At 40.9% G+C, this 14416-nt stretch carries 15 protein-coding genes; 3 read left to right on the forward strand and 12 right to left on the reverse strand.

What is annotated here, in order from left to right:
* Window positions 1–2: 2 nt before the first annotated feature.
* Both QM419_RS05175 and zapA read right to left on the reverse strand, forming a co-directional pair.
* The gene (locus tag QM419_RS05175) at window positions 3–551 is read right to left on the reverse strand and encodes a CvpA family protein (RefSeq protein WP_414278119.1); all 549 of its coding nucleotides are present in this window, start codon (window positions 549–551) and stop codon (window positions 3–5) included.
* Window positions 548–850 (reverse strand): cell division protein ZapA, encoded by a 303-nt coding sequence (gene zapA / locus QM419_RS05180; protein WP_004252047.1) that lies wholly within the window; start codon window positions 848–850, stop codon window positions 548–550. The genes QM419_RS05175 and zapA overlap by 4 nt, the downstream gene beginning before the upstream one ends.
* An 86-nt stretch (window positions 851–936) precedes the next feature.
* On the opposite strand from zapA, the gene rnhC reads away from it, so the two are divergent.
* The 3 genes from rnhC to QM419_RS05195 all read left to right on the forward strand — a co-directional run bounded on the left by rnhC (window position 937) and on the right by QM419_RS05195 (window position 4892).
* Window positions 937–1812 (forward strand): ribonuclease HIII, encoded by an 876-nt coding sequence (gene rnhC / locus QM419_RS05185; RefSeq protein ID WP_414278120.1) that lies wholly within the window; start codon window positions 937–939, stop codon window positions 1810–1812.
* Window positions 1813–1821: 9 nt separating this feature from the next.
* A complete protein-coding gene (lepB, locus tag QM419_RS05190; protein ID WP_414278121.1) occupies window positions 1822–2436 on the forward strand; it encodes a signal peptidase I in 615 nt (204 codons plus the stop codon).
* Window positions 2437–2525: 89 nt separating this feature from the next.
* A complete protein-coding gene (locus QM419_RS05195; RefSeq protein ID WP_414278122.1) occupies window positions 2526–4892 on the forward strand; it encodes an ATP-dependent RecD-like DNA helicase in 2367 nt (788 codons plus the stop codon).
* A gap of 47 nt (window positions 4893–4939) precedes the next feature.
* Here the strand turns inward: QM419_RS05195 and tig are convergent, their stop codons facing one another.
* From tig to QM419_RS05245, 10 genes are all read right to left on the reverse strand, one after another.
* Window positions 4940–6223, reverse strand: coding sequence for a trigger factor (gene tig, locus QM419_RS05200; protein ID WP_016466710.1), 1284 nt, complete (start codon window positions 6221–6223; stop codon window positions 4940–4942).
* A gap of 112 nt (window positions 6224–6335) precedes the next feature.
* A complete protein-coding gene (locus QM419_RS05205) occupies window positions 6336–6968 on the reverse strand; it encodes a response regulator (RefSeq protein WP_414278241.1) in 633 nt (210 codons plus the stop codon).
* Window positions 6969–6980: 12 nt separating this feature from the next.
* Entirely contained in the window at window positions 6981–7979 is a 999-nt protein-coding gene (locus tag QM419_RS05210; protein WP_414278123.1) for a sensor histidine kinase, read from the reverse strand.
* On the reverse strand, window positions 7976–8674 hold the full coding sequence (gene liaF, locus QM419_RS05215) for a cell wall-active antibiotics response protein LiaF (RefSeq protein WP_414278124.1): 699 nt from the start codon (window positions 8672–8674) through the stop codon (window positions 7976–7978). The genes QM419_RS05210 and liaF overlap by 4 nt, the downstream gene beginning before the upstream one ends.
* Window positions 8675–8768: 94 nt before the next feature.
* Window positions 8769–9770 carry a type 2 isopentenyl-diphosphate Delta-isomerase gene (gene fni / locus QM419_RS05220; RefSeq protein WP_414278125.1) on the reverse strand — a complete coding sequence of 334 codons (1002 nt, stop codon included), beginning with the start codon at window positions 9768–9770 and terminating at the stop codon, window positions 8769–8771.
* Window positions 9748–10761, reverse strand: coding sequence for a phosphomevalonate kinase (locus QM419_RS05225; RefSeq protein ID WP_414278126.1), 1014 nt, complete (start codon window positions 10759–10761; stop codon window positions 9748–9750). The genes fni and QM419_RS05225 overlap by 23 nt, the downstream gene beginning before the upstream one ends.
* The gene (gene mvaD / locus QM419_RS05230; protein ID WP_414278127.1) at window positions 10748–11701 is read right to left on the reverse strand and encodes a diphosphomevalonate decarboxylase; all 954 of its coding nucleotides are present in this window, start codon (window positions 11699–11701) and stop codon (window positions 10748–10750) included. The genes QM419_RS05225 and mvaD overlap by 14 nt, the downstream gene beginning before the upstream one ends.
* On the reverse strand, window positions 11683–12561 hold the full coding sequence (gene mvk / locus QM419_RS05235; RefSeq protein ID WP_414278128.1) for a mevalonate kinase: 879 nt from the start codon (window positions 12559–12561) through the stop codon (window positions 11683–11685). The genes mvaD and mvk overlap by 19 nt, the downstream gene beginning before the upstream one ends.
* Window positions 12562–12684: 123 nt before the next feature.
* Complete coding sequence (locus QM419_RS05240; RefSeq protein ID WP_414278129.1) at window positions 12685–13623, reverse strand: N-acetylmuramoyl-L-alanine amidase family protein; 939 nt, start codon at window positions 13621–13623, stop codon at window positions 12685–12687.
* Window positions 13624–13718: 95 nt separating this feature from the next.
* Window positions 13719–14408, reverse strand: coding sequence for a response regulator transcription factor (locus tag QM419_RS05245; RefSeq protein ID WP_414278130.1), 690 nt, complete (start codon window positions 14406–14408; stop codon window positions 13719–13721).
* Between the last annotated feature and the right edge of the window lie 8 nt (window positions 14409–14416).

A 14416-nucleotide genomic window follows, 5' to 3' on the forward strand; every position in this document is an offset into this window, starting at 1 on the left:
TTTTATCCGATTATTTTTGTAACCCAAAGCTGTTTAATAAAATTAGTTGTGAATGGAATGCTTTGGATGATATGTCTAGCTACAAAGCTATTTTCAAGTGAATTTTGAACAATTTGTAATGGCACAGTCGCGAGAATCGTTAGCATCATCTGGAGGACAAACAAGGTCACACCGACTGATAGCACACCCGCACCGATACGGTAGTATTTCCCATCAAGTATCTTACTTGGCACCAGGTTTACAAAAAGACCAAGCAAACGGCCGATGCAGTAAAAAATCGTAAAGGCTAAGAGGAAGCCGACACCTGCATAAAAAACCTTATCTAGTTGGAAAAGTTGATTGGATGGGAAAAAGAATGTTCCCTGTCCTTCCTGCGGATTAGCATAAGGGATTAATAAATTGAACTTCTGCCCTAAAGATTGGTAATATTTGCTTGCAAAATAAGCAGAGACAATCGTTGCTACAAGATAATATGCTTGCAAAATAATTCCTCGGCGGTAGCCTATATAAAAGCTCCAAGCAAGGATTAATAAGAGTAGAATGGAAATCATAGGGAATCCTCAATCTTACTCTGCTCTTGTTTAGCCGCAACCACCTTATAACGGAGCGATTCTAACTCTTGCTCCTTATCATCAAATTCAATCTCACGGCTGAGCTGTGTTGACAAGCAGTTAACTGCTAAAAGGATAGCTACTGTCTCATCATCAGCTCCAGGCATTTGTTCTTTGATTGCTTCATACTTTTCTGTCGCAACTTTAGCAATCTCCTCCATGAAAAGATTATCATGCTCAGTTGTCAGCGTTAATGTTTTTTTCCCAAATGTAAACTTGAATCGATTTAAATTTGCCATAAAATTCACCTCACGATATTATACCAAATTTCACTAAGTTTGTCAGTTTTTACCAATTCTAGCGCTTTTATGGTACAATAGAGACTATGGCAAGTATCACATTAACTCCGAGTGAAAAGGAAATTCAGGCTTTTGTTCAAAAGCATGAGCATGCCCTCACTCCTAGTAAAAATCCTTATATTCGCTACTTTTTAAAACTTCCTCAAGCCAGTGTTTCTGTCTATACATCTGGGAAAGTCCTCTTGCAAGGAGAAGCTGCTGAAAGCTATGCTAGCTTTTTTGGTTATCAGGTAGCACAAGTAGTTAGCGGGCAAAATTTCCCCTTAATTGGAACAGATGAAGTCGGAAATGGTTCCTACTTCGGTGGTCTGGCTATAGTGGCGTCATTTGTAACTCCTGATCAGCATGACTTTTTACGAAAACTTGGGGTTGGAGATTCTAAAACACTAACTGACCGAAAGATTCGTCAGATTGCTCCCCTTCTTAAGGAGAGGATTCAGCATCAAGCACTCCTTCTTTCGCCAAGTAAGTATAACGAAGTCATTGGGGAACGTTATAATGCTGTTTCGGTCAAGGTAGCTCTTCACAATCAAGCAATCTATCTCCTCCTTCAAAAGGGAGTTGAACCTGAAAAAATTGTTATTGACGCCTTTACTAGCTCACAAAATTATGAAAAGTATCTAAAAAATGAAGCCAATCATTTTCCTAATCCAATCACGCTAGAGGAAAAAGCTGAGGGCAAGTACTTGGCTGTTGCAGTTAGCTCCATTATTGCGCGTGATCTCTTCCTAGAAAATCTTGAAAACTTAGGGCGAGAGTTAGGCTATCAACTTCCAAGTGGTGCTGGAGCTGCTTCTGATAAGGTAGCTAGCCAAATCCTTCAAGCATATGGAATGAAAGGCCTCAACTTCTGCGCCAAACTTCATTTTAAAAATACTGAAAAGGCCAAAAAACTTCTATAGAGGTGAACCATGAAATATTTAAAATCATTTATAAGAGAATGGGGAATTTTCTTCCTGATTATTGCATTAGTAGGTCTCAGCCGTCTCTTTCTCTGGAGCAATGTTCGTGTAGAAGGACACTCCATGGACCCTACTCTAGCTGATGGAGAAATTCTCTTCGTTGTCAAACATCTCCCAATCGATCGCTTTGATATAGTTGTCGCTCATGAAGATGAGGGAAATAAAGATATCGTGAAGCGAGTCATCGGATTGCCAGGTGATACCATCCGTTACGAAAATGATAAGCTCTACATCAATGGACAAGAAACCGATGAGCCTTACCTAGCTGATTATCTCAAACGCTTTAAAGAGGATAAACTTCAAAGCACTTATACTGGGGATAGTTGGGATGGAAAAAAAGGTGAGTACTTCAGAAGTCTTGCTGAAAAAGCTGATGCCTTTACCTTAGATGTTAATTTCAATACTAGCTTTACCTTTACTGTTCCAAAGGGAGAATACCTCCTACTTGGTGATGACCGTCTGGTATCAAGTGACAGTCGACATGTTGGTACTTTTAAAGAAAAAGATATCATTGGAGAGGCTAAATTCCGTTTCTGGCCACTCAAACGTATCGGAACATTCTAATAACACTAAGAGGCCGAGAACACGAATCTCAGCCTCTTCTCATTCTATTCTGAATGATCTTTTCTCATTCATGAATGTAAAGGAATTATATGGAAGTCTATTTTACAGGTACGATTGAACGTATTATTTTTGAAAATGTCAGCAATTTTTACCGTATTCTCCTCTTAGATATAGAGGATACCAATGCTGAGGACTTTGATGATTTCGAGATCATTGTTACAGGGACCATGGCTGATGTCATCGAGGGAGAAGAATACACTTTTTGGGGGCAGATTGTTCAACACTCCAAATATGGAGAACAACTGCAAATTACCCGTTACGAAAGAGCAAAACCAACTAGTAAGGGATTGGTCAAGTATTTCTCTAGTAGTCATTTCAAGGGAATTGGTCTTAAAACCGCTCAAAAGATAGTAGAACTCTATGGAGAAAATACTATCGATGAAATCCTTGAACATCCTGAAAAACTTGAAACTATCTCAGGGCTGTCTTCTAAAAGTCGTGAGGCCTTCGTTTCCACACTTCGCCTCAACTACGGGACTGAAATGGTCTTGGCCAAACTTGCCAACTACGGTATTCCTAATAAATTAGCTATTCAAATCCAGGATACCTATAAAGAGGAAACCATCGATATCGTTGAAAATTATCCCTACCAACTGGTCGAAGATATCAAGGGCTTGGGCTTTACTATCGCTGACCAATTAGCACAGGAATTGGGGATTGAGAGTCAGGCACCTGAACGCTTTCGAGCAGGTCTTGTTCATAGCCTTTTAAATGCTTGTATGGAAAGCGGGGATACTTATGTTGAAGCAAGAGATCTATTAGAAAAAACTCTAACCCTACTTGAATCCTCACGACCTGTTGAACTGGAGCCCAGTCAGCTTGCACAAGAATTATCCAATCTCATTGAGGAAGAAAAAGTTCAACAGGTTGACACCAAAATCTTTGATAACAGTCTCTTTTTCGCTGAAGAAGGGATTCACAATCACCTCATTCGCATTCTTGAAAAAGAAGAACCCAATAAACATGAAACAGAAATCATCCAAGAGCATATTGCTACGGTTGAAGAAGAATTAGGCATCCAATACGATACTATTCAAAAGCAGGCAATCTGCGACGCTATCCAAAACAAGGTCTTTATCCTGACAGGTGGACCTGGTACGGGTAAAACCACTGTTATCAATGGGATTATTGGTGTTTATGCTCTAATGGAAGGACTTGATCTCAAGAAAAAGAGCAATCTACCGATTCTCCTAGCTGCTCCAACTGGTCGCGCGACTCGTCGTATGAATGAGTTGACAGGCTTGCCAAGTGCAACGATTCACCGCCATTTGGGGATGACTGGAGACGACGATACCAGTCATTTGGAAGATTATCTAGATGCTGATTTTATCATTGTGGATGAGTTCTCAATGGTGGATACCTGGCTAGCCAACCAACTCTTCTCCAATATCTCCTCTAATAGTAAAATTCTCATCGTAGGCGATAGTGACCAGTTGCCATCGGTTAGTCCTGGTCAAGTCTTAGCTGACTTACTCCAGATTTCGAGTATTCCTCAAACACGCTTGGAAAGAATCTACCGTCAGAGCGAAGAATCAACCATCGTCACCCTTGCTAGTCAGATTCGTCAGGGAATTTTACCTGCAGATTTCACTCAGAAAAAAGCAGACCGTTCCTACTTTGAAATCGCTAGTAGCCATATCCCTGCGACCATTGAAAAAATCCTAGATGCTGCTATTAGAAGTGGCATTCCTGCTCGTGATATCCAAGTTCTAGCTCCTATGTATCGTGGTACAGCAGGAATTGACGCGATCAATCAACTCATGCAAGAACTGCTCAATCCTCTTCAAAAGGGACAGATCAGTTTTGAAGCAAGTCAGTTTCATTATCGCACAGGCGATAAGGTCATTCATCTGGTCAACGATGCAGAAGTCAATGTCTTTAATGGAGATTTAGGCTATATTACAGACCTGATTCCTGGAAAATACACTGAATCCAAACAAGATGAAATTATCATCGATTTTGATGGCAACGAGGTTTCCTATCCTCGAAATGAATGGTACAAAATTCGCCTGGCCTATGCCATGAGTATCCATAAGTCACAGGGGAGTGAGTTTCCAGTTGTGATTCTGCCAATTACCAGTGCTAGCAAGCGCATGCTGGAGCGAAATCTCATCTACACTGCTATCACTCGCGCCAAAAGCAAACTCATCCTACTTGGTGAACTACAGGCCTTTGACTATGCGACCAAGCACATCGGAACAGCTCGCAAGACCTATTTAATTGAACGTTTCAGCAACTTAACTAAAAGCTCTGAAGAAGTAAATGAGCCTATTCTTGAAACCACAAATCAATCTACCCCTCATCAATCCTACATCCTGACCGAAGAAAACTGGTCTAGTATCCCAGCTATGATTGGAATTAGCCAGGATGACCTTCAGGAGTTTTTCGGAAAATAAAGCATAAGAAAACCCACCGAATCCGGTGGGCTTTTTATCTTTTCAGATTATTTTACTGTTGCAGTGCTTGTAATCAATTCAACAGCTTTTTTGATTGTGATATCGTGTTTCAACATATCTGCTGAAAGCAAGCTTTGTACTTGGGCAACTTCCATGTTGTAATCTGCAGCCAATTGCTCGATTTCTTTTTGGATTTCTTCTTCAGTAGCGTCAAATCCTTCAGCTTTCGCAACCGCTTCGATAACAAGGTTAGTCTTCGTACGTGACTCAGCTTCTGCTTCGTATTGTTTGTGAAGGTCTTCTTGAGTAGTTCCAGTGATTTGGAAGTACATGTCAGGGTTGATACCTTGACGTTGCAAGTTGCCAAGGAATTCATTTACTGAACGGTGAACTTCTTCGTGGATCATTTCTTCTGGAAGATCAACGATTTCAGCATTTTCTACAGCTTTATCGATTGCTGCACCTTCAACGGCATCTTTGTATGCTTCTTCTTTAGCAGCAGCCAATTCTTTGCGGTATTTTTCTTTCAATTCGTCAAGAGTTTCAACTTCTTCGTCGATATCTTTTGCAAGTTCATCATCAAGTGCTGGAACTTCTTTAGCTTTAACTTCGTGGATAGTTGTTACGAATTTAGCTTCTTTACCTGCAAGGTCTTCTGCTTGGTAGTCTTCTGGGAATGTTACGATAACATCAACAGTTTCACCAGCTGAGTGACCTACCAATTGGTCTTCAAATCCAGGAATGAATTGTCCTGAACCAAGTCCAAGTGAGAAGTTTTCACCTTTTCCGCCGTCAAATTCAACACCGTCGATAGAACCAACGAAGTCGATAACAACAGTGTCACCTTCTTCAGCAGCACCATCTTTGATAACCAACTCAGCCAAGTTGTTGCGTTCGCGTTCGATACGAGCATCTACATCAGCGTCAGTCACTTCTTTGTCTACATCAACTGAAACTTCAAGGTTTTTGTATTCACCCAATTTAACTTCAGGTTTTGTAACAACTTCTGCAGTAATAACCCAGTCTTGACCTTTTTCCATAGAAGTTACGTCAATTTTTGGTTGAGCAACTACTTCAAGACCAGCTTCTTTAACAGCTGCTTCATAAGCATCTGGCAAAAGAGCATTCATTGCATCTTGGTAAAGGGCTTCTTCACCAAATTTTTGGTCGAAGATAGGACGTGGAAGGTGACCTTTACGGAAACCAGGAACGTTAAGAGTTTTCTTTACTGAGTTAAATACACGGTCCAATTCTGGTTTGATTTGGTCTTGAGAGATAGTGAAAGTCAAGACACCACGGTTTGTTTCTTTGTTTTCAAATGATACAGACATTCTGTCATTTCTCCTTAAAATTTTTAATACAGTCCATTATACCATATAGTAGCGAATTTTTTCAAGTAATGGATGCGCTTTTCCTCCATGCTTAAGTTGCTTTCAAACTTCTCTAAAATTCGTCAGGGCCTACCAAGTGGTGCTGAAAGGCATAAACAGCCACCTGGGTACGATCACTAACCTGAAGTTTAGCAAGGATGTTTGAAACATGAGTTTTAACAGTCTTTAGAGAGATAAAAAGCTCATCTGCGATGCGCTGATTTTCATAGCCTTTAGCGATTAGTTGAAGGACATCTCGTTCACGAGCTGTCAAGTCTTCATGTAATTCGACGTGATTACGGTTGTATTCTACCTTCTTGCTCACCTCTTGTTCAATAGCAAATTCACCTGCTGCTACCTTACGAACTGCGTGTAGCAACTCATCTGCGCTCGAAGTCTTGAGCATATAACCCCTAGCTCCAGCATTCAGAACTGGCATGATTTTTTCATTGTCTAGGTAAGAAGTCACAATCAAGATTTTAGCCTCTGGCCATTCTTTGAGAATAGCAAGTGTAGCATCAATCCCATTGACTTCAGGCATAACAATATCCATGACAATCACATCAGGACGCAGTTCCAAGGCCATAGAAATCCCTTCTGCGCCATTGGTTGCTTCTCCTACAACCTCAACATCTTCCTGTAATTCGAAATAACTTTTTAATCCCAGACGCACCATTTGGTGGTCATCTACCAATAATAGTTTCATCATTACTTCCTCTTATTTATCTAAATCAAGCAAGGGAATGCGGATATCAACAGCTAACCCTTGCTTGGGTGCCGTTAATAGTTGTATGGTTCCTGCCATATCTTCCACTCGTTCTTTGATATTCCGTAAACCATAACTCAGTTCGTCGCCATCATCTAGCTGAAAACCACGACCATTGTCCGCCACCTTCAACTGCAATTCAGTTTCCGTTTGATAAAGGTAAACATCTAGACAGGAAGCTTGAGCATGGCGAAGGGTATTACTGATCAATTCTTGGACAATCCGGAAAATATGTTCTTCAATCTTTTTAGGTAGTGCAGTTACCTGATATTTAAAGCTTACCTTCAGCTCACTTTTTTCTTCTAGTTCTTTAAGGAGTATCTGAATCCCCTCCACCAAACTCTTTTGTTCCAGTTCAATTGGTCGTAAATGCAAAAGAAGAATACGCAAGTCTCTTTGAGCTGTCTCTAAAATGGCAGTCACACTCTGAAGCTGAGTTTGCATCTTTTCTCTATCTAATTTCGAAGCTTGTTGGCTGAGCCCAGATAAAATCATATGGGCAGCAAAAATTTCTTGGCTGACCGTATCATGCAAGTCACGTGCGATTCGTTTGCGCTCCTTTTCAATAATCACTTCTTCTTTGACCAAGGCTTGATTGTCTGCTTTTTGAATAGCTTCTGTCAACAAACCAAGCTTTCCTGACAAGTTTCTAAAACTTGCGTCTAAATCAGCATCTCCCAGACTTTCAATATCTTTACCAGCTAGCAGACGTTTGAGATTTGCTTGGATTCTTCTTTTTGAAATTTCATCAACCAATGTCCAGAATAGGACTAATAAAAAGGCTAGGGCAAAACTAAACATCAGGGCTAGAAAAAGGACTTTTTCTGTTTTTTCTAAATCTTGGAAGAGAGAAGTCCACTCTAAATCCAGAACCTTAAAAATGCTTCGAAATAGAAAGGCAACAAAGAGAAATGAGGTGAGTCCAATTAAAATATAGGGCTGTTTTTTCATCCGCGCACCACCTCAACATCTCCAACCATAGTTGTCAAAAGAATCTTAACACTCTTTGGACTCTTGAGATAATCTCTGGTTTCTTGGTGGAATTGTTCATTGCGTAAAGCACGTTTAGGTTGATCAAAGAAGGTTAAATCTCCATACAGAGAATTGACACTAAGGCTGACTTCCACATCCACTGGTACGATAATTCTAGTTGTACCGACTAGTTTTCTCAAGATGATGACATTATCGTGATTGCTTAAAATTACGTGCTCTAGATGAATGGTATCCTTCCCCATAAGACGAAAAAGGTTGATATCATCAAAGCGGCAAGTCTGGTAACTTGAAAAATGATGGAGGTTCCCAAACCAGCGATTTTTCTCTCTCTTCACCGTCACTACTTCTTCAAAAATCAGATTGGTGTCTTCTCTTTCCTGATTCATCATAGGATAAAGCAAGAACAGGCTGTAAATCAAGGCTACAAAAATCGCTAAAATGACAAAGGGATTGAGCATGATGATAAATAAAAATAGGATACTCACCGCCACTAAAATGAAGTTATTACCCTGTCTTCCAGTATAGTATCGAATCAGCAGTAAAAACAAAAGCAATATCAGCAGAAAACGGGAAAAATGCTCTGATACCATCATAATCAGAGCTCCTGTCAATAAACAAGCTTCAATAAATAGAAAAATTTGAAATTTTCGCATGTATCCGTCCTCTCTATTTTATTGTATCACAAAACCAAAATGTCACATCAGTCTGAGGAATGATAAAAAGACCGGGACCAAAATCCCGACCTCCTTATAGTTGATCTTTTGCTTCTTTTAATTTCCCATAAAGGAGATAGTCGACCTTTTGCAAATCCTCAATCCTTGCACAATTAAGGGCACACATAATCAAGCGTAGGTCTTCCTTCCAACCTTCAACAATGGAAATAACGACATCAACTGAGTAATTCTCAACCAGCTCTAACATGGTGCGTGAGAGTCCAACCGCCTTGGCTCCAAAGACCAAGCATTTGATGATGTCTAGTGGATTGCGAACTCCTCCGCTTACCAGAAGCTCCATCTTATCTTTCCAGTCTTGGGCATTGATAAGAGCCTGCATGGTTGATTGCCCCCAATCATTGAGGTAGTCCCGTTGACCGCTACGACGATTTTCGATATAGGCAAAACTAGTTCCCCCACGGCCAGACAAATCAACCGTACGTATGCCTATCTCGTATGCCTTAGCAATGGTCTTCACATCCATGCCAAAGCCGACCTCTTTTAAAACAAGGGGAACAGAGATTTGATCAGCATAATCTTTCAGATTGTTTTGCCACAATCTAAATTGACGCTCACCTTCTGGCATGAGCAATTCCTGCATAACATTCACATGAACTTGTAAGAGAAGGGGATTCATATCTGTTACAGTTTGTAAGCCTAGTTCTACAGGTTTATCCAAGCCAATGTTGGTCCCAAGAAGGAGGTCAGGACGATTCGACTTGACAGAGAAAGAATTGTCCGATGGATCCTTAAGAGCAGCACTGTAAGAACCTGTTACAAATAAAATCCCACAGGCTTCAGCCACCTGAGCCAATTTTTGATTGATTTCTCTGCCCCGATCACTCCCACCCGTCATGGCGTTAATATAAAAAGGAAAATCCCATTTCCGCCCTGCAAATTCTGTCGAAAGATCAATCTCATCTAAGTCATATAAGGGTAGTGAGGAGTGGATTAACTCCACCTCATCAAAACTATTATAAGAACTTTTTTGTTCAAGGGCATAGCGGATGTGCTCATCCTTCCGATTCGTCGTCATGTCCTATCCTTTCTTGATACAAGAGCTCAATCCCTAGATTAGCCCAGCGTTTTTTCAGTAATATGGTCGAATCTTGGTCAAAACTGAGAGCAATCCCACAGTCTCCACCACCAGCACCACTACTTTTTGCAACAGCTTTTAAGTCTCGGCTAGCATCTTTTAATTGTCTGAGCGAAGGTGTATAAATATCTGAACTCAAGCCTTCTAAAAGTTGGCTAGCTTGTTCTAGCAAGTCAATAATGGTTTCTTCTTGACCTGCCTCCAAAGCTTTTACCAAGTTAGCTACCGTTTCTTTTGAAGCCTGCAAGAAGCTAGCGTTCATATTATCCTTGATTTGCTTGACCATTTGACTTGATACAGCCACTTCCTTGGTCCAACCCACCAGAAAGTCAAATGTTAAGACCGGTTCAACGCTCGCGATTGAAAATCCCCAATCACGTACTAATACAGTTGGCAAGTCTTCTTTTTCTAGCCATTCTGCCACTTTCTCACGGTCAAATGACTGATAGAGGACCAGGTCTTCTGATACGATACAGGCAATGTCCCCCATGGAGCCATTGTCCCCACGTTTAAGAAGTACAGCACTAGCCAGTTTAAACAAAAGGTCTCTTTCGCCTGGTCTTTCATAGAAAGCAAGCATGCCCTTGATGACCAAGACAACAACACTACCACTAGAACCCAGGCCAAACTTCTTGCCCTCACGCTCCATTTTCCCACGAATGTCTATGGAAAAAGGTTGCAAGTCAACTCCTTGGGCAGTTAGATACTCCTCCACCAAGGCAACTGTTTCTTGAATCAAGGCATAAGAAGAATCCGGTCGCATGTCTACACTATAGGAAAACATATCTGAGTAGAGTCGATAGGCATCAGACGCTTTAATCTCAGCCGTCATATAGATGGGAATAGCCTTTATTAGCGCCAACTGTCCTGGTTCTAAAATGGCATACTCACCAGCCCAGTAGAGCTTCCCACAAGTTTTAACAATCGTCATCTTGGCTCAAATCCTTTGTTTTTGAAACGATTAAGCGATAGCGTTGACCTAAGAGTTCTGATAGATGTTCCAAGTCTTTTTCTAAACAAAGAACCTTGACATTAGGACCCGCATCCATGGTGAAGTAACAAGATTCTCCTTGTTCCCTAAGCTGACGAACAAAATCCATAGCCTCATAACTTGCATCTGTCAGATAAGAGAACGGTGGATTGGCTGTCTTTGTCGTAGCATGCATGGCAAGAGCGTTCTTTTCTGTTAATACTCCAACTTTCTCAAAGTCATTTTCCTTGAGATGGACTAACATATCCTTGTAGTCTTGTTCAGACTGACGAATCCACTCATCAAAAGTTGTCGAAGTCTCCACACAGAGCTTCATCCCATCTCGACTGGAAATTGGTTTTTTCTGGTCTTCCAAGACCAACATAATCATAGCTAATTTCAAGTCAGTTTCGACAGGATAGATTTCTCCACTATCCTTGTCCCAGGCTGCCAAGGGGCCATAAAAACTACGAGATGAGGAACCCGATGCAAACTTAGCTTCCAAGGCCAATTCTATGCGGTTCAGCCCAAGTTGGAAATAGGCATTACAAGCTTTGACTAGAGCAGACAAACCACTGGAACTTGAAGAAAGGCCTGCTGCTGTTGGCATATTGTTCTTGGTATCGATACGAACAAAACCTGCTCCTTCAGGACGGTAGCGGTCAATGATTTTACTCATCTTTTTATGTTCAGCTTCATTTTGCAACTGACCATTGATGTAAAATTCATCTGCCCTAGCATCTGCTGGCAAAGGTGAAAGTGTCGTCTCCGTATACATATTTTCTAAAGTCAGAGAGATACTGCTAGTTGCAGGAACCATCTCTTTTTCTGCTTTCTTACCCCAATATTTGATAATAGCAATATTGGCATAGGAACGTACTGTTACAGGCTTTCGATCCATGTCTGAACAGCTCCTTTCTCTTCTAATCTTTCTGCGAGTTCTTGCGCTTGGCTCAAATTAGCTACTAAAGTTATGATGCAGCCTCCTAGACCACCACCACTCATCTTGGCACCTAGAGCTCCATGTGCAAGAGCAGTTTCAACCAAGGCATCCGCTTCAAGGCTACTAACTCCGATTTCTTTTAGATTCCCATGAGCTTTGGTAAGAATCTCTCCCAGCTTCACGGCATCTTTTGTTTTAATTGCTTCTTCAGCTTCTTGGGTCAACTCTCCAAGTGCATACAAGAAAGGTAAAGCTTCCTTACCCTTGCTCTCTACAACTTGAATAGCTTCACGAGTGTGTCCATAGACTCCTGTATCTGCAATGACCAGATAAGCTGATAAATCCATGGTTAATTCTTCAAAACCAACATTCTTGATAAAACGGATAGGCTGGTCACTAAGACAGGTCTTGGCATCCAATCCACTAGGATTCATATGTGCAATCATCTCAGCGCGATTGACCAAAATCTCTAACACTTCATGTGGAAGTTCTGCTTGGTAATAATCAAATACCGCACGAATGGCCGCAATGCTAATGGCTGCTGAGGACCCCATCCCCCGTTTTTCAGGAATAGCCGAGTCAATTTGACAACGAATGCAAGCATCCTGGATATTTAGGTACTCAAGGGAAGCATAAACAGCCATGGACAAGGTGTCTTCTTCAAACAGACGCCATGGTGTCGCTGCTGGAACCACCCGACAAGTCACTTCAACCTCTAAAAGAGGCAAGGAAATGGCTGGGTAGCCATAAACCACTGCATGCTCTCCTATTAAAATAATTTTACTATGTGCCTGACCGACACCAACTTCTTTTGTCATTTAATCCTACTATCAGATGAAAATCATCTGTCTCTAGAAAAAATTTTAGAACTTTATTCCTTTCTATTTTATTATATTTTCACAAAAAAAGCGATTGTTTCCTTTCACAATCGCTTGTTTTCATTACTGTATCCACTCGCCATTAAAATTTACGTAGTAGCCACCTACTGTGGTATTTACAGCTAAGGCACCTGAACTATAAGCATAGTACCATTTACCATTAACTTGGAACCAGCCTGTCACCATAGCTCCTGACGAACGGAGGTAATACCAAGTATTATCGACATAAATCCAGCCAGTTTTCATATCACCGTTTTGAGCATCTAGGTAATACCAAGTTGAACCATCTAGATACCAACCGGTCGCCATAGCACCTGATGAACGGAGATAGTACCACTTATTACCTAAGTACTGCCAACCAGTTTGCATAATACCAGTTGTTGGATCGAGATAGTACCAAGTTGAGTTATCATTGGCCCAACCACGTACTAGCTCCCCAACTGTTAAACTGTTGACACGAGCATCGAAGCCACTATCCTTCTGTAAATAATACCAGTGCCCCTCATCATGAACCCAATCGGTTTTTAAGGTGTGATAACTTCTTTGGTCTTCAAAATAGTAGACTCGTTTCTCTGCTGGACTATCATATTGTTCCCCATGATGTTTGTTGGTATTTGTAGCAGTTTTTGCTTCCAAAACTTGCTTGCCAACAAATTCTTGTAGTACCCCATCTTGACCAAAGTAATACCATTTTGACATTGGCATGAATTCCAACCTCGTACCATTTGGATAAGGACCAATGGTACTTCCTTGATATGGAAACGGAATGTATTGCCAACCAACAACCATTTCACCATTATAATCAAAATAATAGGTTTTTCCATCAATCACTCGCCAGGCCGTTTCTTTGATGTCACCCTTCTTGTAGTAGGTTCTACCATTTTCTTGGACAAATTGCCAGCCTTCTGAATCAGCATCATCCGCAAATACCGTATTTGTTGCTAACAGACCAAAAAAGAATACTGCTAAGCCGACTTGCATCATTTTTTTCAAAAATTTCATTCTTGTTTCCTCCAAAATGATTGTAGCAAAGACAAAACTATATGTCAATATATAAAAAACTTCAAAAAAGCAGTTACCAAACTGTAACTGCTTTTCTATTCTTGCATGGTGTAACCAACACCACGCACGGTTTTAATGTAGCTCTTTTGACCTTTTACATCAAGTTTGCTACGTAAATAACGGATATAAACATCCACAATATTGGTTTCGGTCGCACTTTCATACTTCCAAACACTTTCCAGCAACTGCTCACGAGTTAAGACCTTCTTGCTTCCCATAAGGGTTGCTAAAAGGTCATATTCACGACGTGTGAGAGCAATCATCTCATCTCCACGATAGACAGTGTGGTTTGCTAAATCCATACGCAGATTTCGATAGGATGTAGGAACCTTCATTTGACTACAGTGTTGGTCTATAAAATCCCGACCTCGGAAAATTGCTGCAATACGAGCCACTAGATCATCGATAATGACTGGCTTGTAGATATATGAAACAGCAAAACGTTGGATTGTTTCAACTTGGTCTTGCAATTCTTCTCGATGGTCCAAGACCATGATAACCGAAGCTGGCTTAGTCCGACTCAACTGTTCTGCAAAATCCTGGGCTGTCATATCCCCTAGATGAGCATTCAGTAAAATCAAGTCATAGTCTGTCTGAAGAGCCATGGAGAGGGCTTTTTGTCCCTCTTCTACCTGATCAACTCGGTATTGCTCTTTTTGGAGTTCCAGACTTAAAAAATGAGCTAGATTTCTTTCTTTCTCAAGTAATAAAATCCGTTTCCCCATGGCTGACC

Source organism: Streptococcus infantis (assembly GCF_047464715.1).
Classification (GTDB): Bacteria; Bacillota; Bacilli; order Lactobacillales; family Streptococcaceae; genus Streptococcus; species Streptococcus infantis_S.

Coding starts and splice junctions, on each gene's coding strand:
- zapA (WP_004252047.1), bottom strand. CDS start 850: ATGGCAAATTTAAATCGATTCAAGTTTACATTTGGGAAAAAAACATTA.
- mvk (WP_414278128.1), bottom strand. CDS start 12,561: ATGACAAAAGAAGTTGGTGTCGGTCAGGCACATAGTAAAATTATTTTA.
- QM419_RS05210 (WP_414278123.1), bottom strand. CDS start 7,979: ATGAAAAAACAGCCCTATATTTTAATTGGACTCACCTCATTTCTCTTT.
- lepB (WP_414278121.1), top strand. CDS start 1,822: ATGAAATATTTAAAATCATTTATAAGAGAATGGGGAATTTTCTTCCTG.
- QM419_RS05240 (WP_414278129.1), bottom strand. CDS start 13,623: ATGAAATTTTTGAAAAAAATGATGCAAGTCGGCTTAGCAGTATTCTTT.
- mvaD (WP_414278127.1), bottom strand. CDS start 11,701: ATGGATCGAAAGCCTGTAACAGTACGTTCCTATGCCAATATTGCTATT.
- QM419_RS05245 (WP_414278130.1), bottom strand. CDS start 14,408: ATGGGGAAACGGATTTTATTACTTGAGAAAGAAAGAAATCTAGCTCAT.
- QM419_RS05195 (WP_414278122.1), top strand. CDS start 2,526: ATGGAAGTCTATTTTACAGGTACGATTGAACGTATTATTTTTGAAAAT.
- liaF (WP_414278124.1), bottom strand. CDS start 8,674: ATGCGAAAATTTCAAATTTTTCTATTTATTGAAGCTTGTTTATTGACA.
- QM419_RS05205 (WP_414278241.1), bottom strand. CDS start 6,968: ATGAAACTATTATTGGTAGATGACCACCAAATGGTGCGTCTGGGATTA.
- fni (WP_414278125.1), bottom strand. CDS start 9,770: ATGACGACGAATCGGAAGGATGAGCACATCCGCTATGCCCTTGAACAA.
- rnhC (WP_414278120.1), top strand. CDS start 937: ATGGCAAGTATCACATTAACTCCGAGTGAAAAGGAAATTCAGGCTTTT.
- QM419_RS05225 (WP_414278126.1), bottom strand. CDS start 10,761: ATGACGATTGTTAAAACTTGTGGGAAGCTCTACTGGGCTGGTGAGTAT.
- QM419_RS05175 (WP_414278119.1), bottom strand. CDS start 551: ATGATTTCCATTCTACTCTTATTAATCCTTGCTTGGAGCTTTTATATA.
- tig (WP_016466710.1), bottom strand. CDS start 6,223: ATGTCTGTATCATTTGAAAACAAAGAAACAAACCGTGGTGTCTTGACT.